The 18,975-nt window shown below is 68.6% G+C and carries 10 protein-coding genes; 7 read left to right on the forward strand and 3 right to left on the reverse strand.

The window, feature by feature from the left end; genetic code table 11:
- From DK254_RS04470 to DK254_RS04495, 6 genes are all read left to right on the forward strand, one after another.
- Positions 1-1,221: SfnB family sulfur acquisition oxidoreductase (locus DK254_RS04470; RefSeq protein WP_109933000.1), on the forward strand; the 1,221-nt coding region annotated here is incomplete at its 5' end.
- 11 nt (positions 1,222-1,232) lie between these two features.
- Complete coding sequence (locus tag DK254_RS04475) at positions 1,233-2,438, forward strand: SfnB family sulfur acquisition oxidoreductase (RefSeq protein WP_109932540.1); 1,206 nt, start codon at positions 1,233-1,235, stop codon at positions 2,436-2,438.
- A gap of 97 nt (positions 2,439-2,535) precedes the next feature.
- On the forward strand, positions 2,536-3,933 hold the full coding sequence (locus DK254_RS04480) for an LLM class flavin-dependent oxidoreductase (protein WP_109932542.1): 1,398 nt from the start codon (positions 2,536-2,538) through the stop codon (positions 3,931-3,933).
- Positions 3,934-3,954: 21 nt separating this feature from the next.
- Positions 3,955-4,749, forward strand: a complete 795-nt coding sequence (locus DK254_RS04485; protein ID WP_109932544.1) for a MetQ/NlpA family ABC transporter substrate-binding protein — start codon at positions 3,955-3,957, stop codon at positions 4,747-4,749.
- Positions 4,750-4,954: 205 nt separating this feature from the next.
- Positions 4,955-6,016 carry a methionine ABC transporter ATP-binding protein gene (locus DK254_RS04490; protein ID WP_109932546.1) on the forward strand — a complete coding sequence of 354 codons (1,062 nt, stop codon included), beginning with the start codon at positions 4,955-4,957 and terminating at the stop codon, positions 6,014-6,016.
- Complete coding sequence (locus DK254_RS04495; RefSeq protein WP_109932548.1) at positions 6,009-6,653, forward strand: methionine ABC transporter permease; 645 nt, start codon at positions 6,009-6,011, stop codon at positions 6,651-6,653. Before DK254_RS04490 ends, DK254_RS04495 begins: the two co-directional genes overlap by 8 nt.
- Before the next feature lie 454 nt (positions 6,654-7,107).
- Here the strand turns inward: DK254_RS04495 and DK254_RS04500 are convergent, their stop codons facing one another.
- The 3 genes from DK254_RS04500 to DK254_RS04510 are packed head-to-tail and all read right to left on the reverse strand — an operon-like array spanning position 7,108 to position 12,008.
- A complete protein-coding gene (locus DK254_RS04500; RefSeq protein ID WP_089394292.1) occupies positions 7,108-8,478 on the reverse strand; it encodes an HlyD family type I secretion periplasmic adaptor subunit in 1,371 nt (456 codons plus the stop codon).
- The gene (locus tag DK254_RS04505) at positions 8,468-10,624 is read right to left on the reverse strand and encodes a type I secretion system permease/ATPase (protein WP_109932550.1); all 2,157 of its coding nucleotides are present in this window, start codon (positions 10,622-10,624) and stop codon (positions 8,468-8,470) included. Before DK254_RS04505 ends, DK254_RS04500 begins: the two co-directional genes overlap by 11 nt.
- Before the next feature lie 34 nt (positions 10,625-10,658).
- Positions 10,659-12,008 (reverse strand): TolC family outer membrane protein, encoded by a 1,350-nt coding sequence (locus DK254_RS04510; protein ID WP_109932552.1) that lies wholly within the window; start codon positions 12,006-12,008, stop codon positions 10,659-10,661.
- 347 nt (positions 12,009-12,355) lie between these two features.
- On the opposite strand from DK254_RS04510, the gene DK254_RS04515 reads away from it, so the two are divergent.
- Positions 12,356-18,975, forward strand: a 6,620-nt coding sequence (locus DK254_RS04515; protein WP_218281395.1) for a retention module-containing protein, incomplete at its 3' end; no start/stop codon positions are given.

An 18,975-nucleotide genomic window follows, 5' to 3' on the forward strand; every position in this document is an offset into this window, starting at 1 on the left:
GACCTTCGTGACCAGGCGCCCCGGCTACTCCCGGCGCGCCGCATCGACAACGACGCCCAGGCCCTGGAGGCCGCCCACGAGGTGGCCCGCCTGGCGCGCCCCGGCGCCGCCGCACGCGACCGCGAGCGGCAGCTGCCCTGGACCGAGCTGGAAGCCTTCACCCGCCTCGGCCTGGGCGGCATCGGCATTCCCCGCGCCTACGGCGGGGCCCAGGTGTCCTACGTGACCCTCGCCGAGGTGTTCCGGGTGATCTGCGCCGCCGACCCGGCCCTGGGGCAGATCCCGCAGAACCAGTTCGGCCTGCTCAACGTCATCGACAGCGTCGCCAGCGAGGCGCAGAAGCGTGCGCTGTTCGGCGGCGTGCTGGCCGGCCGGCGCATCGGCAACGCAGGCCCGGAACGCAACACCCGCGACACCCTGGAACTGCGCGCGCGCATCTGGCGCGAGGGCGAGGGCTATCGCGTCAGCGGCGAGAAGTTCTATTCCACCGGCGCCCTCTTCGCCCACTGGGTGGCGGTCAAGGCCCTGGACGAGGACGGCCGCGCGGTGATGGCCTTCGTCGAGCGCGGCGTCGACGGGCTGCGCATCGTCGACGACTGGTCCGGCTTCGGCCAGCGCACCACCGCCAGTGGCACGGTGCTGCTGGACAACGCCCCGGTGGCCGCCGACATGCTGATCCACAACGGCCGCCTGGCCCAGGTGCCGAACATCCAGGGCGCGGTATCCCAGCTGATCCAGGCCGCCATAGACGCCGGCATCGCCGCCAGCGCCCTGGAGGACTGCCAGGCGTTCCTGCGCGAGCGCTCGCGGCCCTGGATCGACGCCCTCGAGGCCGGCGCCGAGCGGGCCAGCGACGAGCCCTTCGCCATCGCCGAGATCGGCCGCCTGCAGGTCGAGCTGCACGCCGCCGAGGCCCTGCTGGAGCGCGCCGGGCGCGTGCTGGACGAGGTCAGCGCGCGGCCGATCGACGACGAGTCCGCCGCCCGCGCCTCCATCGCCGTGGCCGAGGCCAAGGTGCTGACCACCGAGATCAGCCTGGCCGCCAGCGAGAAGCTGTTCGAGCTGGCCGGCAGCCGCGCCACCCTCGCCGAGTTCAACCTGGACCGCCACTGGCGCAACGCCCGCGTGCACACCCTGCACGACCCGGTGCGCTGGAAGGTCCAGGCGGTCGGTGCCTACCACCTCAACGGCGCCCGTCCGGCGCGCCATTCCTGGATCTGAGGAGCGCGCCCATGAGCCTGGCCGAAATCAGCGAAGCCCCCGTACACCTCATCGCCAGCGACGACGAAGCGCTGGAAACCGCCCGCGACCTGGCCGCCGGCCTGCGCGCCGGCAGCATCGAGCGCGACCTGCAGCGGCACCTGCCCTGGGACGAGCTGGAGCGGCTGAGCCGTTCCGGCCTGTGGGGCATCAGCGTGCCGCGGGAATACGGCGGCGCCGGCGTCTCGCGGGTCACCCTGGCGCGGGTGATCGCCATCCTCGCCGCCGCCGACGCCTCCCTCGGGCAGATTCCGCAGAACCACTTCTATGCCCTGGAAGTGCTGCGGGTGAACGGCAGCGAGGCGCAGAAACGCCGGCTGTTCGCCGAGGCCCTGGGCGGCGTGCGCTTCGGCAACGCCCTGGCCGAGATCGGCACCCGCAGCGCCCACGAGCGCACCACCCGGCTGCGCCGCGACGGCGACGGCCTGCGTATCGACGGCCGCAAGTTCTATTGCACCGGCGCCCTCTACGCCCAGCGCATCCCCACCCTGGTGGTGGATGACAATGGCGTGCAGCAACTGGCCTTCGTGCCGCGCCACAGCGCGGGGCTTGAGATCATCGACGACTGGTCCGGCTTCGGCCAGCGCACCACCGGCAGCGGCTCGGTGGTGTTCGACGGCGTGCCGGTGCGCACCGAGGACGTGGTGCCCTTCCAGGCCGCCTTCGAGCGGCCGACCACGGTGGGCCCGCTGGCACAGATCCTCCACGCCGCCATCGACACCGGCATCGCCCGCGCCGCCTACGAGGACACCCTGGAGTTCCTGCGCAAGCGCGCCAGGCCCTGGATCGACGCGGGCGTGGACAAGGCCAGCGACGATCCGCTGGCGATCCAGGAAGTCGGCCGCCTGGCCATCCGCCTGCATGCCGCCGAGGCCCTGCTGGACCGCGCCGGCCGCGCGCTCGATGCCGCCACCGCCGGGCCGGACGCCGAAACCGTGGCCGCCGCCTCCATCGCCGTGGCCGAGGCCCGCGCCATCAGCACCGAGGTCTCGCTGCTGGCCGGCAGCAAGCTGATCGAACTGGGCGGCAGCCGCGCCAGCCTGGCCGAACTGGGCCTGGACCGGCACTGGCGCAACGCCCGGGTGCACACCCTGCACGACCCGGTGCGCTGGAAGTACTTCGCCATCGGCGACTACCACCTCAACGGCCGCCGGCCACCGCTGCGGGGAACCATATGAGCCTCCCACCCAGCGTTTTTCGTAGGAGCGAGCTTGCTCGCGAACCTTCCAGGCACGTGGCTGTTCGCGAGCAAGCTCGCTCCTACAGGAGAAAGGCATGAGCCAGAAGCAGATCCTCCTCAACGCCTTCAACATGAACTGCGTGGGGCACATCAACCACGGCCTGTGGACGCACCCGCGGGACGACTCCAGCGACTTCAACAAGCTGCGCTACTGGACCGACCTGGCCAGGCTGCTGGAGCGCGGCCTGTTCGACGGCCTGTTCCTGGCCGACATCCTCGGTGTATACGACGTGTACCAGGGCGGCATCGACCTGACGCTCAAGGAGGCCATCCAGCTGCCGGTCAACGACCCGCTGATGCTGGTCTCGGCCATGGCCGGGGTCACCGAGCACCTGGGCTTCGGCGTTACCGCCAACCTCACCTACGAGCCGCCCTACCCCTTCGCCCGGCGGCTGTCGACCCTCGACCACCTGAGCGACGGGCGCGTCGGCTGGAACATCGTCACCGGCTACCTGGAGAGCACCGCCAGGGCCATGGGCCAGCAGCGGCAGATCGACCACGACCGCCGCTACGACCGCGCCGACGAGTACCTGGAGGTGCTCTACAAGCTCTGGGAAGGCAGCTGGGAAGACGACGCCGTGGCCCGCGACCGCCAGGGCCGCGTCTACGCCCGGCCGGGCAAGGTGCACAAGGTGCGCCACCACGGCGAGTTCTTCGACGTCGAGGGCTACCACCTCTGCGAGCCCTCGCCGCAGCGCACCCCGCTGCTGTTCCAGGCCGGCGCCTCCAGCCGCGGCCTGGCCTTCGCCGCGCGCCACGCCGAATGCGTGTTTGTCTCCGGGCAGAACCGCGAGGCCACCCGCGACCTGGTCCGGCGCATCCGCGAGGCCGCCATGGGCGCCGGGCGCAGCGCCGAGGACATCAAGGTGTTCATGGGCATCAGCGTGATAGTCGCGCCCACCGCCGCCGAGGCCCGCGACAAGGAGGCCGAGTACCGCCGCTACGCCAGCGCCGAGGCGGGCCTGGCGCACTTCGCCAGCAGCACCGGCATCGACTTCTCGCGCTACGGCCTGGACGAACCCATCCGCTACGAGAAGAACAACGCCATCGAGTCGGCGACCAAGGCGCTCACCGTGGCCCGCACCGACGCCACCGTGCGCGGACTGCTGGAGCAGCTGGCCCTGGGCGGGCGCTACGTCACCCTGGTGGGCGACCCGCTGCAGGTGGCCGACGAGCTGCAGGGCTGGATCGCCGATACCGGCCTGGACGGTTTCAACCTCACGCGCACGGTGACGCCGGAGTCCTACGCCGACTTCATCGACCTGGTGATCCCCGAACTGCAGAGCCGCGGCGCCTACAAGACCGCCTACGCGCCGGGCACCCTGCGCGACAAGCTGTTCGGCCAGCCGCGCCTGCCCGCCCGCCACACCGGGGCGCGCCACCGCGCGCGCCCGGCAACCGCCACTGGAGCGACTCCGGCCCCCACCCACTGAGCCGCACAAGGAATAGCCGCAATGACCAAGACCGCCCGACTGGCCCTGGGCCTGTCCCTCTCCCTGCTCGCCGCCGGCCTCGCCCAGGCCGCGCAGACGCTCAAGCTCGGCACCACCGCCGCCTTCGCCCCGCCGCTGGAGGTGGCGGTGAAGGAAGCCGCCCGCCAGGGGCTGGAGGTGGAGCTGGTGGAGTTCACCGACTGGAACGCGCCGAACATCACCCTGGCCAACGGCGACATCGACGCCAACTACTTCCAGCACATCCCATTCCTGGAGAACGCCAACCGGGAAGGCGGCTTCAGGCTCAAGCCGTTCGCCCCCGGCATCATCAACAACGTCGGCCTCTACTCGAAGAAGTACAAGGCCATCGCCGAGCTGCCCGACGGCGCCAAGGTGGCCATCGCCAACGACCCGGTCAACGGCGGCCGCGGCCTGCAGCTGCTGCAGAAGGCCGGGCTGATCCGCCTGAAGGACGGCGTGGGCTACAAGGCCACCCTGGACGACATCGTGGCCAACCCCAGGCACCTGCAGATCATCGAGCTGGAAGCGGTGCAGCTGGTGCGCGCGCTGGACGACGTCGACCTGGCCCAGGGCTACCCGCACTACATCCGCCTGGCCGGCACCCTGGACCCGAACGGCGCGCTGCTGTTCGACGGCATCGAGAACAAGGAGTACGTGATCCAGTTCGTCACCCGCGCCGACTACGCCGATCCGGAGGGCAAGCTGAGGAAGTTCGTCGACATCTACCAGCACTCGCCGGCGGTGCGGGCGGCTTTGGACCAGGCGCATGGGAAGCTCTATCAGCCGGGGTGGTGATAGGGCGCAGCCTGTGGCTGCCCTCTCCCCCCGCCCTCTCCCGCAAGCGGGAGAGGGGGCTGTCCGTGCCTGCCCTGCCTTGCGTGCCAGCCGGAAATCACCGGCTGACGCCACACGTCCCGATCGCTCCGAACGGTTTCCTCTCCCTTCAGGGATGGAAAGGCGCCCAACCACCGCACCACTCTCCGCCATAGAGACCCAAGCCATGGCCAGCTTCAACCACAACCTGGAACTCGCCACCCAGCACATTCAGCTCAAGTCCCTGGCCAAGACCTACCCGGGCGCCAACGGCCCGGTGCAGGCCCTGGCGGATATCGACCTGAGCGTCCAGCGCGGCGAAATCTTCGGCATCATCGGCCGCAGCGGCGCCGGCAAGTCGTCGCTGATCCGCACCCTCAACCGCCTGGAGCAGCCCAGCGCCGGCCAGGTGCTGATCGACGGCGAGGACATCGCCGGCTACGACGCCCGCCAGCTGGTCGGCCTGCGCCGGCGGGTGGGCATGATCTTCCAGCACTTCAACCTGATGTCGGCCAAGACGGTGGCGCAGAACATCGGCCTGCCGCTGCAGGTGGCCGGCCTCGACAAGGCCCGCATCGCCCGGCGCGTCGACGAACTGCTGCAGCTGGTGGGCCTGCCGGACAAGCGCGACGCCTACCCGGCGCAGCTTTCCGGCGGGCAGAAGCAGCGCGTGGGCATCGCCCGCGCCCTGGCGCACCAGCCGCAGTTGCTGCTGTGCGACGAAGCCACCTCGGCGCTGGACCCGGAAAGCACCCAGGCCATCCTCGCCCTGCTGCGCGACATCAACCAGCGCCTGGGCCTGACCATAGTGCTGATCACCCACGAGATGGCGGTGATCCGCGAAATCTGCCACCGCGTGGTGGTGCTGGAACACGGCCGCATCGTCGAGCAGGGCGAGGTCTGGCGGGTGTTCGGCGCGCCACGCCACGAGGTCACCCGCACCCTGCTCGGCGGCCTGCAGCAGCACCTGCCCGCCGACCTGCAGGCGCGCCTGTGCCAGCCCGGCGCCGGGGAGCTGGTGCTGGGCCTGCACTACAGCGGCGAGCAGGGCCGCGAGCCCGACCTGCAGGCCATCGCCCAGGCCCTGGGGCGCCCGGTGAACCTGCTGCACGGCGGCATCGAGCGCATCCAGGGCCGCAGCCTCGGGCGCCTGCTGCTGGGGGTGGGCGCCAGCGCCGACGAGCTGCCGGCGCTGCTGCAACGCGCCGCCGGCGTGGCCGACCGCCTGGAGGTGCTCGGCCATGCCTGAACGCCTGCTCCAGGGCCTGCTGGACACCCTGCTGATGATCGGCGTGTCCTCGGCCATCGTCCTGCCGGTGGGCGTCGCCCTGGCGCTGGTGCTGGTCACCAGCGGCCCCGACGGCATCTTCCGGGCGCCGGCGCTGCACCGCGGCCTGGGTCTTGCGGTCAACGTGCTGCGCTCGATCCCCTTCCTGATCCTGATGGTGGCGCTGATCCCCTTCACCCGCCTGATCGTCGGCACCAGCTACGGCGTCTGGGCCGCGGTGGTGCCGCTGACCATCGCCGCCACGCCTTTCTTCGCGCGCATCGCCGAGGTGAGCCTGCGCGAGGTGGACCAGGGGTTGATCGAGGCCGCCCAGGCCATGGGCTGCGAGCGCCGCCACATCGTCTGGCACGTACTGCTGCCGGAGGCGCGGCCGGGCATCGTCGGCGGCTTCACCATCACCCTGGTGACCCTGATCAACTCCTCGGCCATGGCCGGCGCCATCGGCGCCGGCGGCCTCGGCGACCTGGCCTACCGCTATGGCTACCAGCGTTTCGATACCCAGGTGATGCTGACGGTGATCATCGTCCTGGTGCTGCTGGTGGCGTTGATCCAGTTCGGCGGCGATCGGCTGGCGCGCTGGCTGAACAAGCGCGCCTGAGAATCGTCGGGCCTTCGATGCATCGGCAGTCCGCTCCTACGGTTCCGGGAAACACGGTCGTAGGAGACTCCGTCCGCGATTGGCATCATCCACGCCGGACGCCCCGGTGGCACGGCCAGTGGCGGATAACCGCGAACGGTTATGCGCCCTACGGTATGGGAGGGCTTGGCGTAGGGCGCATAACGCCTACGGCGTTATCCGCCATGATCGCGGACAGAGTCCGCTCCTACGGTTCCAGGAAGCACGGTCGTAGGAGGACCCCGTCCGCGATTGGCATCGGCCACGCCGGACACCCCGGTGGCACGGCCAACGGCGGATAACCGCGAACGGTTATGCGCCCCACGGTATGGGAGGGCTTGGCGTAGGGCGCATAACGCCTACGGCGTTATCCGCCATGATCGCGGACAGAGTCCGCGATTGGCATCGGCCACGCCGGGCGCCCCGCTGGCTCACCTCAACGCTCGCGCAGGGCCTCGGCGCGGGCGCGCAGGATGGGCTTGAGCAGGTAGCTGAGGATGCTCTTCTTGCCGGTCATGATGTCCACGCTGGCGATCATGCCGGGGATGATCAGCAGCGGCTTCTCGTCGCTGCCCAGGTGGCTTTTGCGGGTGCGCAGCTTGATCAGGTAGAAGCTGTTGCCGTCCTCGTCGGTGACGGTGTCGGCGCCTATCTGCTCCAGCTCCGCCGGCAGCCCGCCGTAGATGGTGTAGTCGTAGGCGGTGAACTTGACCATGGCCTTCTGCCCGGGGTGCAGGAAGGCGATGTCCTGCGGGCGGATGCGCGCCTCCACCAGCAGGGTGTCGTCCAGCGGGACGATTTCCACCAGGTCGCTGCCCGGCTGGATCACCCCGCCGATGGTGTTGACCAGCAGTTGCTTGACGATGCCGCGCACCGGCGAGGTGACCAGGGTGCGGTTGACCCTGTCCTCCAGGGCCTTGCCGGTGGCCTCGGCCTTGCTCAGGTCGGTGCGCGCCTCGTTGAGTTCCTTGAGCGCGTCGCTGCGGAAGCGCGAGCGGGTCTCGGCGACCTTGCGCTCGACTTCCTTGATCGCCGCCTCGGCGCGGGGAATGGCCAGGCTGGTGGCGTCCAGCTGGCCGCGGTTCTCCACCTCGGCGCGCTTGAGGCGCAGCAGCTCCACCTGGGACATGGCGCCCTGCCCCACCAGCGGCGCGGACATGGCGATTTCCTGGCGCAGCAGCTCCAGGCTGTTGCGGTACTGCGCCTGCTTGGAGACGAACTCGCGCAGCTCCTGCTGCTTCTGCACCAGCTGCTGCTCCAGGCCGGCGACCTCGTCCTTGAGCTGCTGCTGGCGGCTGTGGAACAGCGCCTCCTCGCTGCCGGCCTGGCCCGGGACCTTGGCGCGGACATCGTCGGGGATGCGCAGCTCGCGGTCCTCCACCTCGGCGGACAGGCGCTCCACGCGCAGGAACATGGCCAGGCGGTCGGCCTCGGTCTCGCCGACGTTGGATTCGAAACGCGTCGGGTCCAGGCGCATCAGCGACTCGCCGGCCTGCACCACCTGGCCCTCGTGGACGAATATCTGCGAGACGATGCCGCCCTCCAGGTTCTGGATCTTCTGCACCTTGGACGAGGGAATCGCCTTGCCTTCGCCGCGGGTCACCTCGTCTATCTCGGCGAAGTGCGCCCACAGGCCGAGGAACAGGGCGAAGCCGACCAGCGTCCAGATGGTCAGGCGCACCACCCGCGGGGCGTCTTCCACCAGGGCCTTGCTGACTTCCGGCAACGGCTGCCCGGAAAGGTCCTCGCTGCCGCGGAAGTAGCCGCGGATGGACTGGCCGAAGAGGCCGAACGGATTAAGCGACACTGATCTGCCCCTTCTTCAATGCGTCCAGCACCACGTCCTTGGGGCCGTCGGCGATGATCCGCCCGCGGTCGACGATCACCAGGCGCTCCACCAGGCTGAGCATGGAGGCGCGGTGGGTGACCAGCAGCAGCGTCTTGTCGGCGATGAGCGGCTGCAGGCGCTGCTTCAGGCGTTCCTCGCCGGCGTTGTCCATGGAGCTGGTGGGCTCGTCGAGCAGCAGGATCGGCGGGTCCAGCAGCATTGCGCGGGCCAGGGCGACGTTCTGCCGCTGGCCGCCGGAGAGGTTCAGCCCGCGCTCGCCCACCTGCAGCTCGTAGCCCTGCGGGTGCAGCCGGGCGAACTCGTGCACGCCGGCCAGTTCGGCGGCGCGCAGCACCGTCTCGTCGTCGACGTAGCGCGCACCGGCCACCAGGTTGTCGCGCAGGCTGCCGCTGAACAGGTTGATGTCCTGGGGCAGGTAGCCGATGTTGTGGCGCAGGTCGCTGACGTCCAGCTGCCGGGTGTCGACGCCGTCCACCAGGAGGCTGCCGCTGTCGGCGCGGTGCAGGCCGACGATCAGCTTGGCCAGGGAGCTCTTGCCCGAGCCGCTGCGGCCGATGATGCCGACCTTCTCGCCGGGGCGGATCGCCAGGTTGATGTCGTGCAGCGCCTCGACCTGCTGGTTGGGGTAGGCGAAGTTCAGCTGGCGCAGCTCGATGCCGCCCTGCAGCTGCTGGCGGCTCAGCGGGCGCTCGCTGCTGTTGCGCTCCTGCTCCAGGGCCATCATCTGGTCGGTGCTGTGCATGGTCAGGCGCGCCTGCTGGTAGCGCTGGATCAGCCCGGAAAGCTGGGTCAGCGGACCGAGGGCGCGGCCGTTGAGCATGTAGCAGGCGATCAGGCCGCCCATGCTGAGGTCGCCGGCGATGATCAGGTAGACGCCGCCGATGATCATCACCACCCCGGCCAGGGCCTGGATCAGCAGCGTCAGGTTCATCGCCAGGCTGGACAGCAGCTTGACCCGCAGCTCCAGGCGGCCGAGGGTGCCGATGGTCTGCTCCCAGAGGTACTGGCGCTCGCTCTCGGCATTGTTGACCTTGACCGCGTCGAGCCCGGCAAGGGTCTCGATCAGGCTCGACTGGCGCTCGGCGGCCAGGGCCATGGTGCGGTTCATGGTCTCCACCAGCGGCTTCTGCAGCAGCCAGCCGATGCCGGCGGCCAGCGGGAAGGCCAGCAGCGGGACGAACACCAGGGGCCCGCCGATGATGCCGATCACCAGCAGGATCAGCAGGGTGAACGGCAGGTCGATCAGGCTGGTCAGCGTCAGCGAGGCGAGGAAGTCGCGCAGCGTCTGGAACTCGTGGATGTTCTGGGCGAAGCTGCCGACCCGCGCCGGGCGCTGCTTCAGGTCCATGCCGACGATGCGCTCGAAGAGGGTCGCGCTGATGATCAGGTCGGTCTTCTTGCCGGCCAGGTCCAGGCACAGGCCGCGCAGGGTCTTGAGCAGCAGGTCGAACAGGTAGGCGCCGCTGATGCCGATGGCCAGCACCCAGAGGGTGGCGGCGGCCTGGTTGGGCACCACGCGGTCGTAGACGTTCATCACGAACAGCGGCGCGGCCAGGGCGATGAGGTTGATCAGCAGGCTCGCCGCCACCGCATCGACGTACAGCCAGCGCGAACGCATGAGGGTGTCGCGGAACCAGCGCCGCGCCCGGGGGATCATCTCGCCGTGCTGCAGGTCGTACTGGTGCTGCGGCTGGGCGAAGAAGGCCTGGCCGGCGTAGTCCTCGGCCAGCAGCTCGCGGGCCACGCGCACCTCGCCGCCGTCGCTCTCGCTGAGCAGCAGGCGAGCCTCGCCGCCGGCCTCCCAGCCCAGCAGCACGGCGCAGCGGCCTTCGCGCAGCAGCAGCATGGCCGGCAGCGCGATGGCCGGGATCTGCTCCAGCGGCCGCCGCAGCAGGCGCCCCTGCAACCCGGCGCGGGCCGCCGCGCGCGGCAGCAGCTCGGCGGACAGGCGCTGCCCGGGCAGCGGCAGGCCGCTGGTGAGCATGGCCCGGCTGGCCGGCTTGCGGTGCAACGCGCACAGGCTCAGCAGGCTGTCCAGCAGGGGGTCGTCCAGCAGGACGCGCGGATCACGACTCAAGGGGACTCGGCTGGTTTCCTGATCCACGCGGCTCTACTCCGGGGTTGGGTGCGGGGCCGGCTCAGTTGAGGCCGGGCAGCTGCACCTGGGGTTTGACGTCTTCGCTGGCCACGCTGGCCAGGGGCGCGACCACGCCCTGGCTCTTGAGCAGCTCGCCCAGGGTGGCCTTCACCCGGTACTGGGTGAACAGCTCGGTGTAGCGCAGGTCGACCAGGCGGCGCGAGGCGTTGAACAGTTCGTTCTCGCTGTCCAGCAGGTCCAGCAGGGTGCGTTCGCCGATGCTGAACTGCTTCTGGTAGGCCTCGCGCACGCGGGTGCTGTAGTCCACGTACTGGCGGGCGATGGGCAGTTGGTCGCGGGCGTTGGCCAGGGCGTTCCAGGCCAGGCCGAGTTCTTCGTTGAGCTGGCGCAGGGCGTTGTTGCGGATGTCCAGGGCCTGGTTGGCCTGGTAGGACTTGGACTGCAGCTCGGCCTTGTTGCTGCCGCCGGCGAACAGGTTGTAGCGCATGCGCAGCATGGCCTGCCAATCGTTGTTGTGGCCCGGGTCGCCGGAGAGGTTGTTGTCGGCGTTGCGCGACAGCTCGGCGTCGAAGCGCGGGTAGAACGGCGCCTTGGCCGCCTCGTACTGCTTCTCGGCGGCGGCCACGTCGGACTCGGCCGAACGCAGGATGGGGCTGTTCTCCAGCAACTGCCGGCGCGCGTCCTGCAGGTCCTGCGGCAACAGGCCCGGCAGGCCGGCCGGCTCGCTCAGCTCCAGCGGCTCGGCGCCGACCACGCTCAGGTAGTTGGTGCGCGCATCGGCCAGGTTGGTCTGCTCGGTGAGCAGGTTGTTGCGCGCCTGGGCCAGGCGCGCCTCGGCCTGGTCCTGGTCGGCCAGGCGGCCGACGCCGCGGGCGCTGCGCAGGCTGATCTGGTCGTAGATGCGCTGGTGGCTCTTCAGGTTCTCCTCGGCCAGGCGGACCATCTCCTGGCGGCGCAGCACGTCGGTATAGACCTGGGCGACTTCCAGCGCGGTGCGCTCGGCGGTGCCCAGCAGCGCGTAGGCGCGGGAGTTCACCGTGGCCTTCTGGCGGCCCACCTCGCTGGAGGTGGCGAAACCGTCGAACACCATCTGCCGCAGGCTCAGCGCCGACTCGCCGCGGTTCATGGTCCGCCAGTGGTCGCCCTCGCCACGGGTGGTGGGGTTGTCGGCGCCCTCGCGGCCATAGCCGGCGGTGAGGTCGACCGAAGGCAGGTAGCCGCCCTGGGCGGCACGCAGCTGCTGGTCGGCGGCCAGGCGGCTGTTCACCCCGGCCTGGATCTCCGGGTGCACGTCCATGGCGCGCTGCATGGCTTCGTTCAGGGTAGTGGCATGGGCCGGAGCCGCGCAGGCCAGCGCGAGGGGCAACAGGGGCACGAAACGCAAACGCATGGTTTGAACATCCTTATCGCAGGGATATGGACAGCGATTCGTGTACCCAGGGGTGGCATCGGAGGACCGGCGAATGCGCTGCACGTGAGGAGGTCATTGGCGCCCGGAACCCCGTGGAAAATTTTTTCGCGAGGCTCTTTGACATCACAGTGACATCGTTTTGCCAATTGTTTAGGATGCCTCGGAAATGGTCAATAGATTGGCATAAACCTAATCGCGAAAACATATTAAGCCAATTAGTTGACGCCAGTTTTCCAGCTTCAGCCGACAAGGGAATGCCACCTGGCGCCGCCATCAGGGCCGCGACCCGGCCGGCACGCCAGCATCCGCCTCAGGGGAGAAGTGCAATGAGCAGCGTCGTCGCAGTGGTGAAAAGCGTCATCGGGCAAGTGCTGGCGGTATCCGCCGAGGGGCAGCGCAGGGTGCTGGTCGAGGGCGACCGGATCTTCCTGGGCGACCTGGTGCAGACCGGCGACGCCGGTGCGGTGGCCCTGAAGCTGCCCGACGGCCGCGTGCTCGACCTGGGCCGCGACAGCCAGCTCAGCGCCAACGAACTGGCACCCCAGGCGCCGTCCCCGGCTGCCGCAGCGGGCAGCACCGAGGAGCTGCAGAAGGCCATCGCCGCCGGCGCCGACCCGACCCAGACCCTCGCCCCCACCGCGGCCGGCCCGAGCGCCAGCGCCGGTGGCAGCGGCCCGGCCGGCGGCGGCCACAGCTTCGTGCTGCTGGAGGAAACCGGCGGCCACGTCGACCCGAGCATCGGCTACACCACCAGCGGCCCGGGCGCTGCCGGCCAGGGCGACGGCGAACGCCAGCAGGAGCAGGCGCCGAACCTCGCGCCCAGCTTCGTCGACGACCAGGGCAACGCCCTCGCCGGCCTGCAACTGAGCACCGCCGAAGATACCCTGCTGCAGGGCGCCTTCCAGGCCCGCGACCCGAACGGTGACAGCCTTACCTACTCCCTCGCCCGGGGCCCGGCCAACGGCAGCCTGATCGTCAACGCCGACGGCACCTGGCAGTACCTGCCCAACCCCGACTACAACGGCGCCGACAGCTTCGTGGTGACGGTCACCGACAACCGCGGCGCGTCCAGCAGCCTGACCGTCGACATCGGCGTGAGCGCGGTCAACGACGCCCCGGTGGCCAGCGGCAGCTACGGCGCAACCCTCGTCGACACCTCGGCCAACGACAGCTTCGCCGACATCAGGGGCCAGCTGCAGGCCAGCGACGTCGACGGCGACCAACTGACCTGGAGCGGCAGCGCCAAGGGCGCATTCGGCCAGCTCACGGTCAACCCCGACGGCAGCTACGTCTACGTGGTCGACGCCGCCGCGGTGAATGCCCTGCCCGCCGGCCAGCACCCGCAGGACAGCTTCACCGTCACCGTGCGCGATCCGTCCGGGGCCAGCGACACCCGGGTGATCGACATCGACATCCAGGGCGCCAACGACACGCCCCAGGCCAGCAACGCCCAGGCCCAGGCCACCGAGGACGGGCAGCTCACCGGCCAGATCGCCGCCAGCGACCCCGACACCGGCAGCAGCCTGACCTTCACCGTCGACGGCAAGGCCCCCGCCGGCTTCACCCTGCAGCCCGACGGCAGCTGGAGCTTCGACGGCAAGGACCCGGCCTACCAGCACCTGGGCGAAGGCCAGACCCAGGTGATCAGCATCCCGGTGGTGGTAACCGACGACCAGGGCGCCAGCAGCACCAGCACCCTGACCATTACCGTCACCGGTACCAACGATGCGCCCGTGGCCCAGGCCGGCACTGCGACTACCGGCGAGAACGGCGTCCTGAATGGCCAGGTTCCGCCGGCCACTGACGTCGACGGCAGCATCGCCGGCTACCAGCTGACCAGCGATGTCGGCACCGGCAACGGTTCGCTGACCTTCAACAGCGACGGCAGCTACCGCTTCGACCCGGGCCAGGACTTCGACAGCCTGCCGGCCGGTGCCAGCCGCGACGTCACCTTCACCTACCAGGCCAAGGATGACAGCGGCGCGCTGAGCGATCCGCAGACCATCACCATCACCATTACCGGCAGCAACGATGCGCCGGTAGCCCAGGCCGCCACTGCGGCGGTCGATGAAGACAGCCAGATCAATGGCCAATTGCAGGCCACTGATGCCGACCAGGGCGCCCAACTGCAATTCGGCTCGGACAGCCCGCTGCCCGCCGGCTTCACCCTGGGCCAGGATGGCAAGTGGAGCTTCGACGCCAGCGATGCCGCCTACCAGCATCTGGCGGCAGGACAGACGCAGGTCATCAACGTCCCCTACTTCGTTGTCGATGACCAGGGCGCCAGCACCAGCAGCACCCTGACCATTACCGTCACCGGTACCAACGATGCGCCTATGGCCCAGGCCGCCACTGCGGCGGCCGACGAGGACCAGGTGAGCACCGGTCAACTGGTGGCCACCGATGCCGACGATGGCGCCGTCCTGACCTATGGCATCGATGGCAATGCGCCCGCCGGCTTCACCCTACAGCCCAACGGCAGCTGGAGCTTCGATGGCAAGGATGCGGCCTACCAACACCTGGCCGCTGGCGAAACCCAGGTGATCAGCGTTCCGGTGATCGTCACCGATGATCAGGGCGCTACCAGTAGCAGCACGCTGACCATCACGGTCACCGGTACCAACGACGCACCGGTCGCTCAGGCTGGCAGTGCGACTACCGGCGAGAACGGCGTTCTGAATGGCCAGGTTCCGGCGGCCACTGACGTCGACGGCGGCATCGTCGGCTACCAGTTGACCAGCGATGTAGGGAATGGCAACGGTTCGCTGACCTTCAACAGCGACGGCAGCTACCGCTTCGATCCGGGCCAGGACTTCGACAACCTGCCGGCTGGTGCCAGCCGTGACGTTACCTTCACCTACCAGGCCAAGGATGACAGTGGCGCGCTGAGCGATCCGCAGACCATCACCATCACGGTGACCGGCACCAATGACATCCCAGTCGCCCAGGCTGCCAGCGCCACGACCGACGAGAACACCGTGCTCGACGGCCAGGTTCCGGCTGCCAGCGACGTCGATGGCAGCATCGCCGGTTACCAGCTGACCAGCGGTGTGGGCACCGGCAACGGTACCCTCACCTTCAACGCCGACGGCAGCTACCGCTTCGCCCCGGGCCAGGACTTCGACAACCTGCCGGCCGGTGCCAGCCGCGACGTTACCTTCACCTACCAGGCCAAGGATGACAGTGGCGCATTGAGTGCTCCGCAGACGGTCACCATCACCGTCACCGGCACCAACGATGCACCGGTGGCCCAGGCTGCCACTGCAGTGGTCGACGAGGACAGCCAGATCAACGGCCAGTTGCAGGCCACCGATGCCGACCAGGGCGCCCAGTTGCAGTTCGGCTCGGACAGCCCGCTGCCCGCCGGCTTCACGCTGGGGCAGGACGGCAAATGGAGCTTCGACGCCAGCAATCCTGCCTACCAGCATCTGGCTGAAGGCGAGATTCAAACCATCAGCATCCCGGTCGTCGTCACCGATGACCAGGGGGCTACCAGCGGCAGCACCCTGACTATTACCGTCACCGGCACCAACGACATCCCCGTTGCCCAGGCCGCCAGCGCTGCCGTTGATGAAGACCAGGTGAGCACCGGTCAACTGGTAGCCACCGATGCCGACGACGGCGCCGTCCTGAGCTTCAGCATCGATGGCAATGCCCCCGCCGGCTTCACCCTACAGCCCAACGGCAGCTGGAGCCTCGACGGCAAGGATGCGGCCTACCAACACCTGGCCGCTGGTGAAACCCAGGTGATCAGCGTTCCGGTGATCGTCACCGATGATCAAGGCGCTACCAGTAGCAGCACGCTGACCATCACGGTGACCGGCACCAACGACGCACCGGTGGCCCAGGCAGGCAGCGCCACCACCGGTGAAAATACCGTCCTCAATGGCCAGGTCCCGGTTGCCAGCGATGTCGATGGCAGCATCACCAGTTACCAACTGACCAGCGACGTCGGCACCGGCAACGGCACCCTCACCTTCAACAGCGACGGTAGCTATCGCTTCGACCCGGGCCAGGACTTCGACAGCCTGCCGGCCAACGTCAGCCGCGATGTTACCTTTACCTACCAGGCCAAGGATGACAGCGGCGCGCTGAGCGATCCGCAGACCATCACCATCACGGTCACCGGCACCAACGACGTGCCGGTAACTCAGGCCGCCACTGCCGCGGTCAACGAAGACAGCCAGATCAATGGCCAGTTGCAGGCCACCGATGCCGACCAAGGAGCCCAACTGCAGTTCAGTTCGGACAGCCCCTTGCCCGCTGGCTTCACGCTGGATCAGGACGGCAAGTGGAGCTTCGACGCCAGCAATGCCGTCTACCAGCACCTGGCTGCCGGTCAGACGCAGGTCATCAGCATCCCGGTGGTCGTCACCGATGACCAAGGCGCTACCAGCGGCAGCACCCTGACCATTACCGTCACCGGCACCAATGACATCCCCGTCGCTCAGGCTGCCAGCGCGGCGGCCGACGAAGACCAGGTAAGCACCGGCCAGTTGGTGGCCACAGACGCCGATGACGGCGCGGTCCTGACCTTCAGCATCGACGGCAATGCGCCCGCCGGTTTCATCCTGAAGGCCGATGGCAGCTGGACCTTCGACGGCAAGGACTCGGCCTACCAGCATCTGGCGGATGGCGAGACGCAGGTCATCAGCATTCCGGTGATCGTCACTGACGACCAGGGCGCCACCAACACCAGCACTCTGACTATTACCGTCACTGGCACCAACGACGCGCCGGTGGCTCAGGCTGGCAGCGCCGCGACCGAAGAGAACACCATCCTCAATGGCCAAGTCCCGGCCGCCAGCGATGTCGACGGCACCATTGCCAGCTACCAGCTGACTACCGATGTCGGCACCGGCAACGGCACACTGACCTTCAACTCCAATGGTGGCTATACCTTCGATCCGGGCCACGACTTCGACAGCCTGCCTGCCGGTGTCAGCCGCGATGTCACCTTCACTTACCAAGCCGAGGATGACAGCGGTGCGCTGAGCGCCCCGCAAACCATCACCATCACGGTCACGGGTACCAACGATACGCCGGTTGCCCAGGCTGGCAGCGCAACGACCGAAGAGAACACCACCCTCAATGGCCAAGTCCCGGCCGCCAGCGATATCGACGGCACCATTGCCAGCTACCAGCTGGCCACCGATGTCGGCACCGGCAACGGCACACTGACCTTCAACTCCAATGGTGGCTATACCTTCGATCCGGGCCACGACTTCGACAGCCTGCCGGCTGGTGTCAGCCGCGACGTCACCTTCACCTACCAGGCCAAGGACGACAGCGGCGCACTGAGTGCCCCGCAGACCATCACCATTACCGTCACCGGCACCAACGACGCGCCGGTAGCTCAGGCGGCCACTGCAGTGGTCAACGAGGACAGCCAGATCAACGGCCAGTTGCAGGCCACCGATGCCGACCAAGGAGCCCAACTGCAATTCGGCTCGGACAGCCCGCTTCCCGCCGGCTTCACCCTGGATCAGGACGGCAAATGGACCTTCGACGCCAGCAATCCCGCCTACCAGCATCTGGCTGAGGGAAAAACCCAGGTCATCAGCATTCCGGTGGTCGTCACCGATGACCAGGGCGCTACCAGTGGCAGCACCCTGACCATCACCGTCACCGGCACCAACGACGCCCCTGTCGCCCAAGCCGCCAGCGCAGCGGTCGACGAAGACCAGGTGAGCACCGGCCAACTGACGGCCACCGACGCCGATGACGGCGCGGTCCTGACCTTCAGCATCGACGGCAATGCGCCCGCAGGCTTCACCCTGCAATCCGACGGCAGCTGGACCTTCGATGGCAAGGACCCGGCCTACCAGCACCTGGCCAATGACGAAACCCAGGTCATCAGCATCCCGGTAATCGTCACCGACGATCAGGGCGCCACCAGCTCCAGCACCCTGACTCTGACCATTACCGGTACCAACGACGCACCGGTCGCCCAGGCTGGCAGCGCTACGACTGAAGAGAACACCATCCTCAACGGGCAGGTCCCGGCCGCGAGCGATGTCGACGGCACCATCGCCAGCTACCAACTGACTACCGATGTCGGCACCGGCAACGGCACGCTGACCTTCAACGCCAATGGCAGCTATACCTTCGATCCGGGCCAGGATTTCGACAGCCTGCCGGCCAACGTCAGCCGCGATGTCACCTTCACCTACCAGGCCAAGGATGACAGCGGTGCGCTAAGTGCTGCGCAGACCATCACCATTACCGTCATCGGTACCAACGACGCGCCAGTGGCCCAGGCCGGTGCCGCCACCACCGAAGAAAACACCGTCCTAAACGGCCAGGTACCGGCTGCCAGCGATGTCGATGGCAGCATCGCCAGTTACCAGCTGACCAGCGACGTCGGCACCGGCAACGGCACCCTCACCTTCAACGCCGATGGCAGCTACCGCTTCGATCCGGGCCAGGACTTCGACAGCCTGCCGGCCAACGTCAGCCGCGATGTCACCTTCACCTACCAGGCCAAGGATGACAGCGGTGCGCTGAGCCCCCCGCAAACCATCACCATCACTGTCACAGGCACCAACGACGCCGCCGTCATCACCGGCGCCCAGGTCAGCGTCAACGAGACCGACACCCCGGTCAGCACCGGCGGCCAACTGAGCATCACCGACGTCGACAGCCCGGCCACTTTCGTCGAGCAAACCAACGTCGCCGGCCAGTACGGCCACTTCAGCCTGACCGCCGACGGCACCTGGAGCTACACCGCCGATTCGGCCTATAACGAACTCAGCGCCAGCCAGTCCCTGACCGACACCTTCACCGTGACGAGCGCCGACGGCACTACCTCCAGCGTCACCGTGACCATCCAGGGCACCAACGACGCCGCCGTCATCACCGGCGCCCAGGTCAACGTCAACGAGACCGACACCCCGGTCAGCACCGGCGGCCAACTGACCATCACCGACGTCGACAGCCCGGCCAC

The sequence above is a fragment of the Pseudomonas sp. RW407 genome (genome assembly GCF_003176655.1).
In the GTDB taxonomy this organism is placed as follows: Bacteria; Pseudomonadota; Gammaproteobacteria; order Pseudomonadales; family Pseudomonadaceae; genus Pseudomonas; species Pseudomonas delhiensis.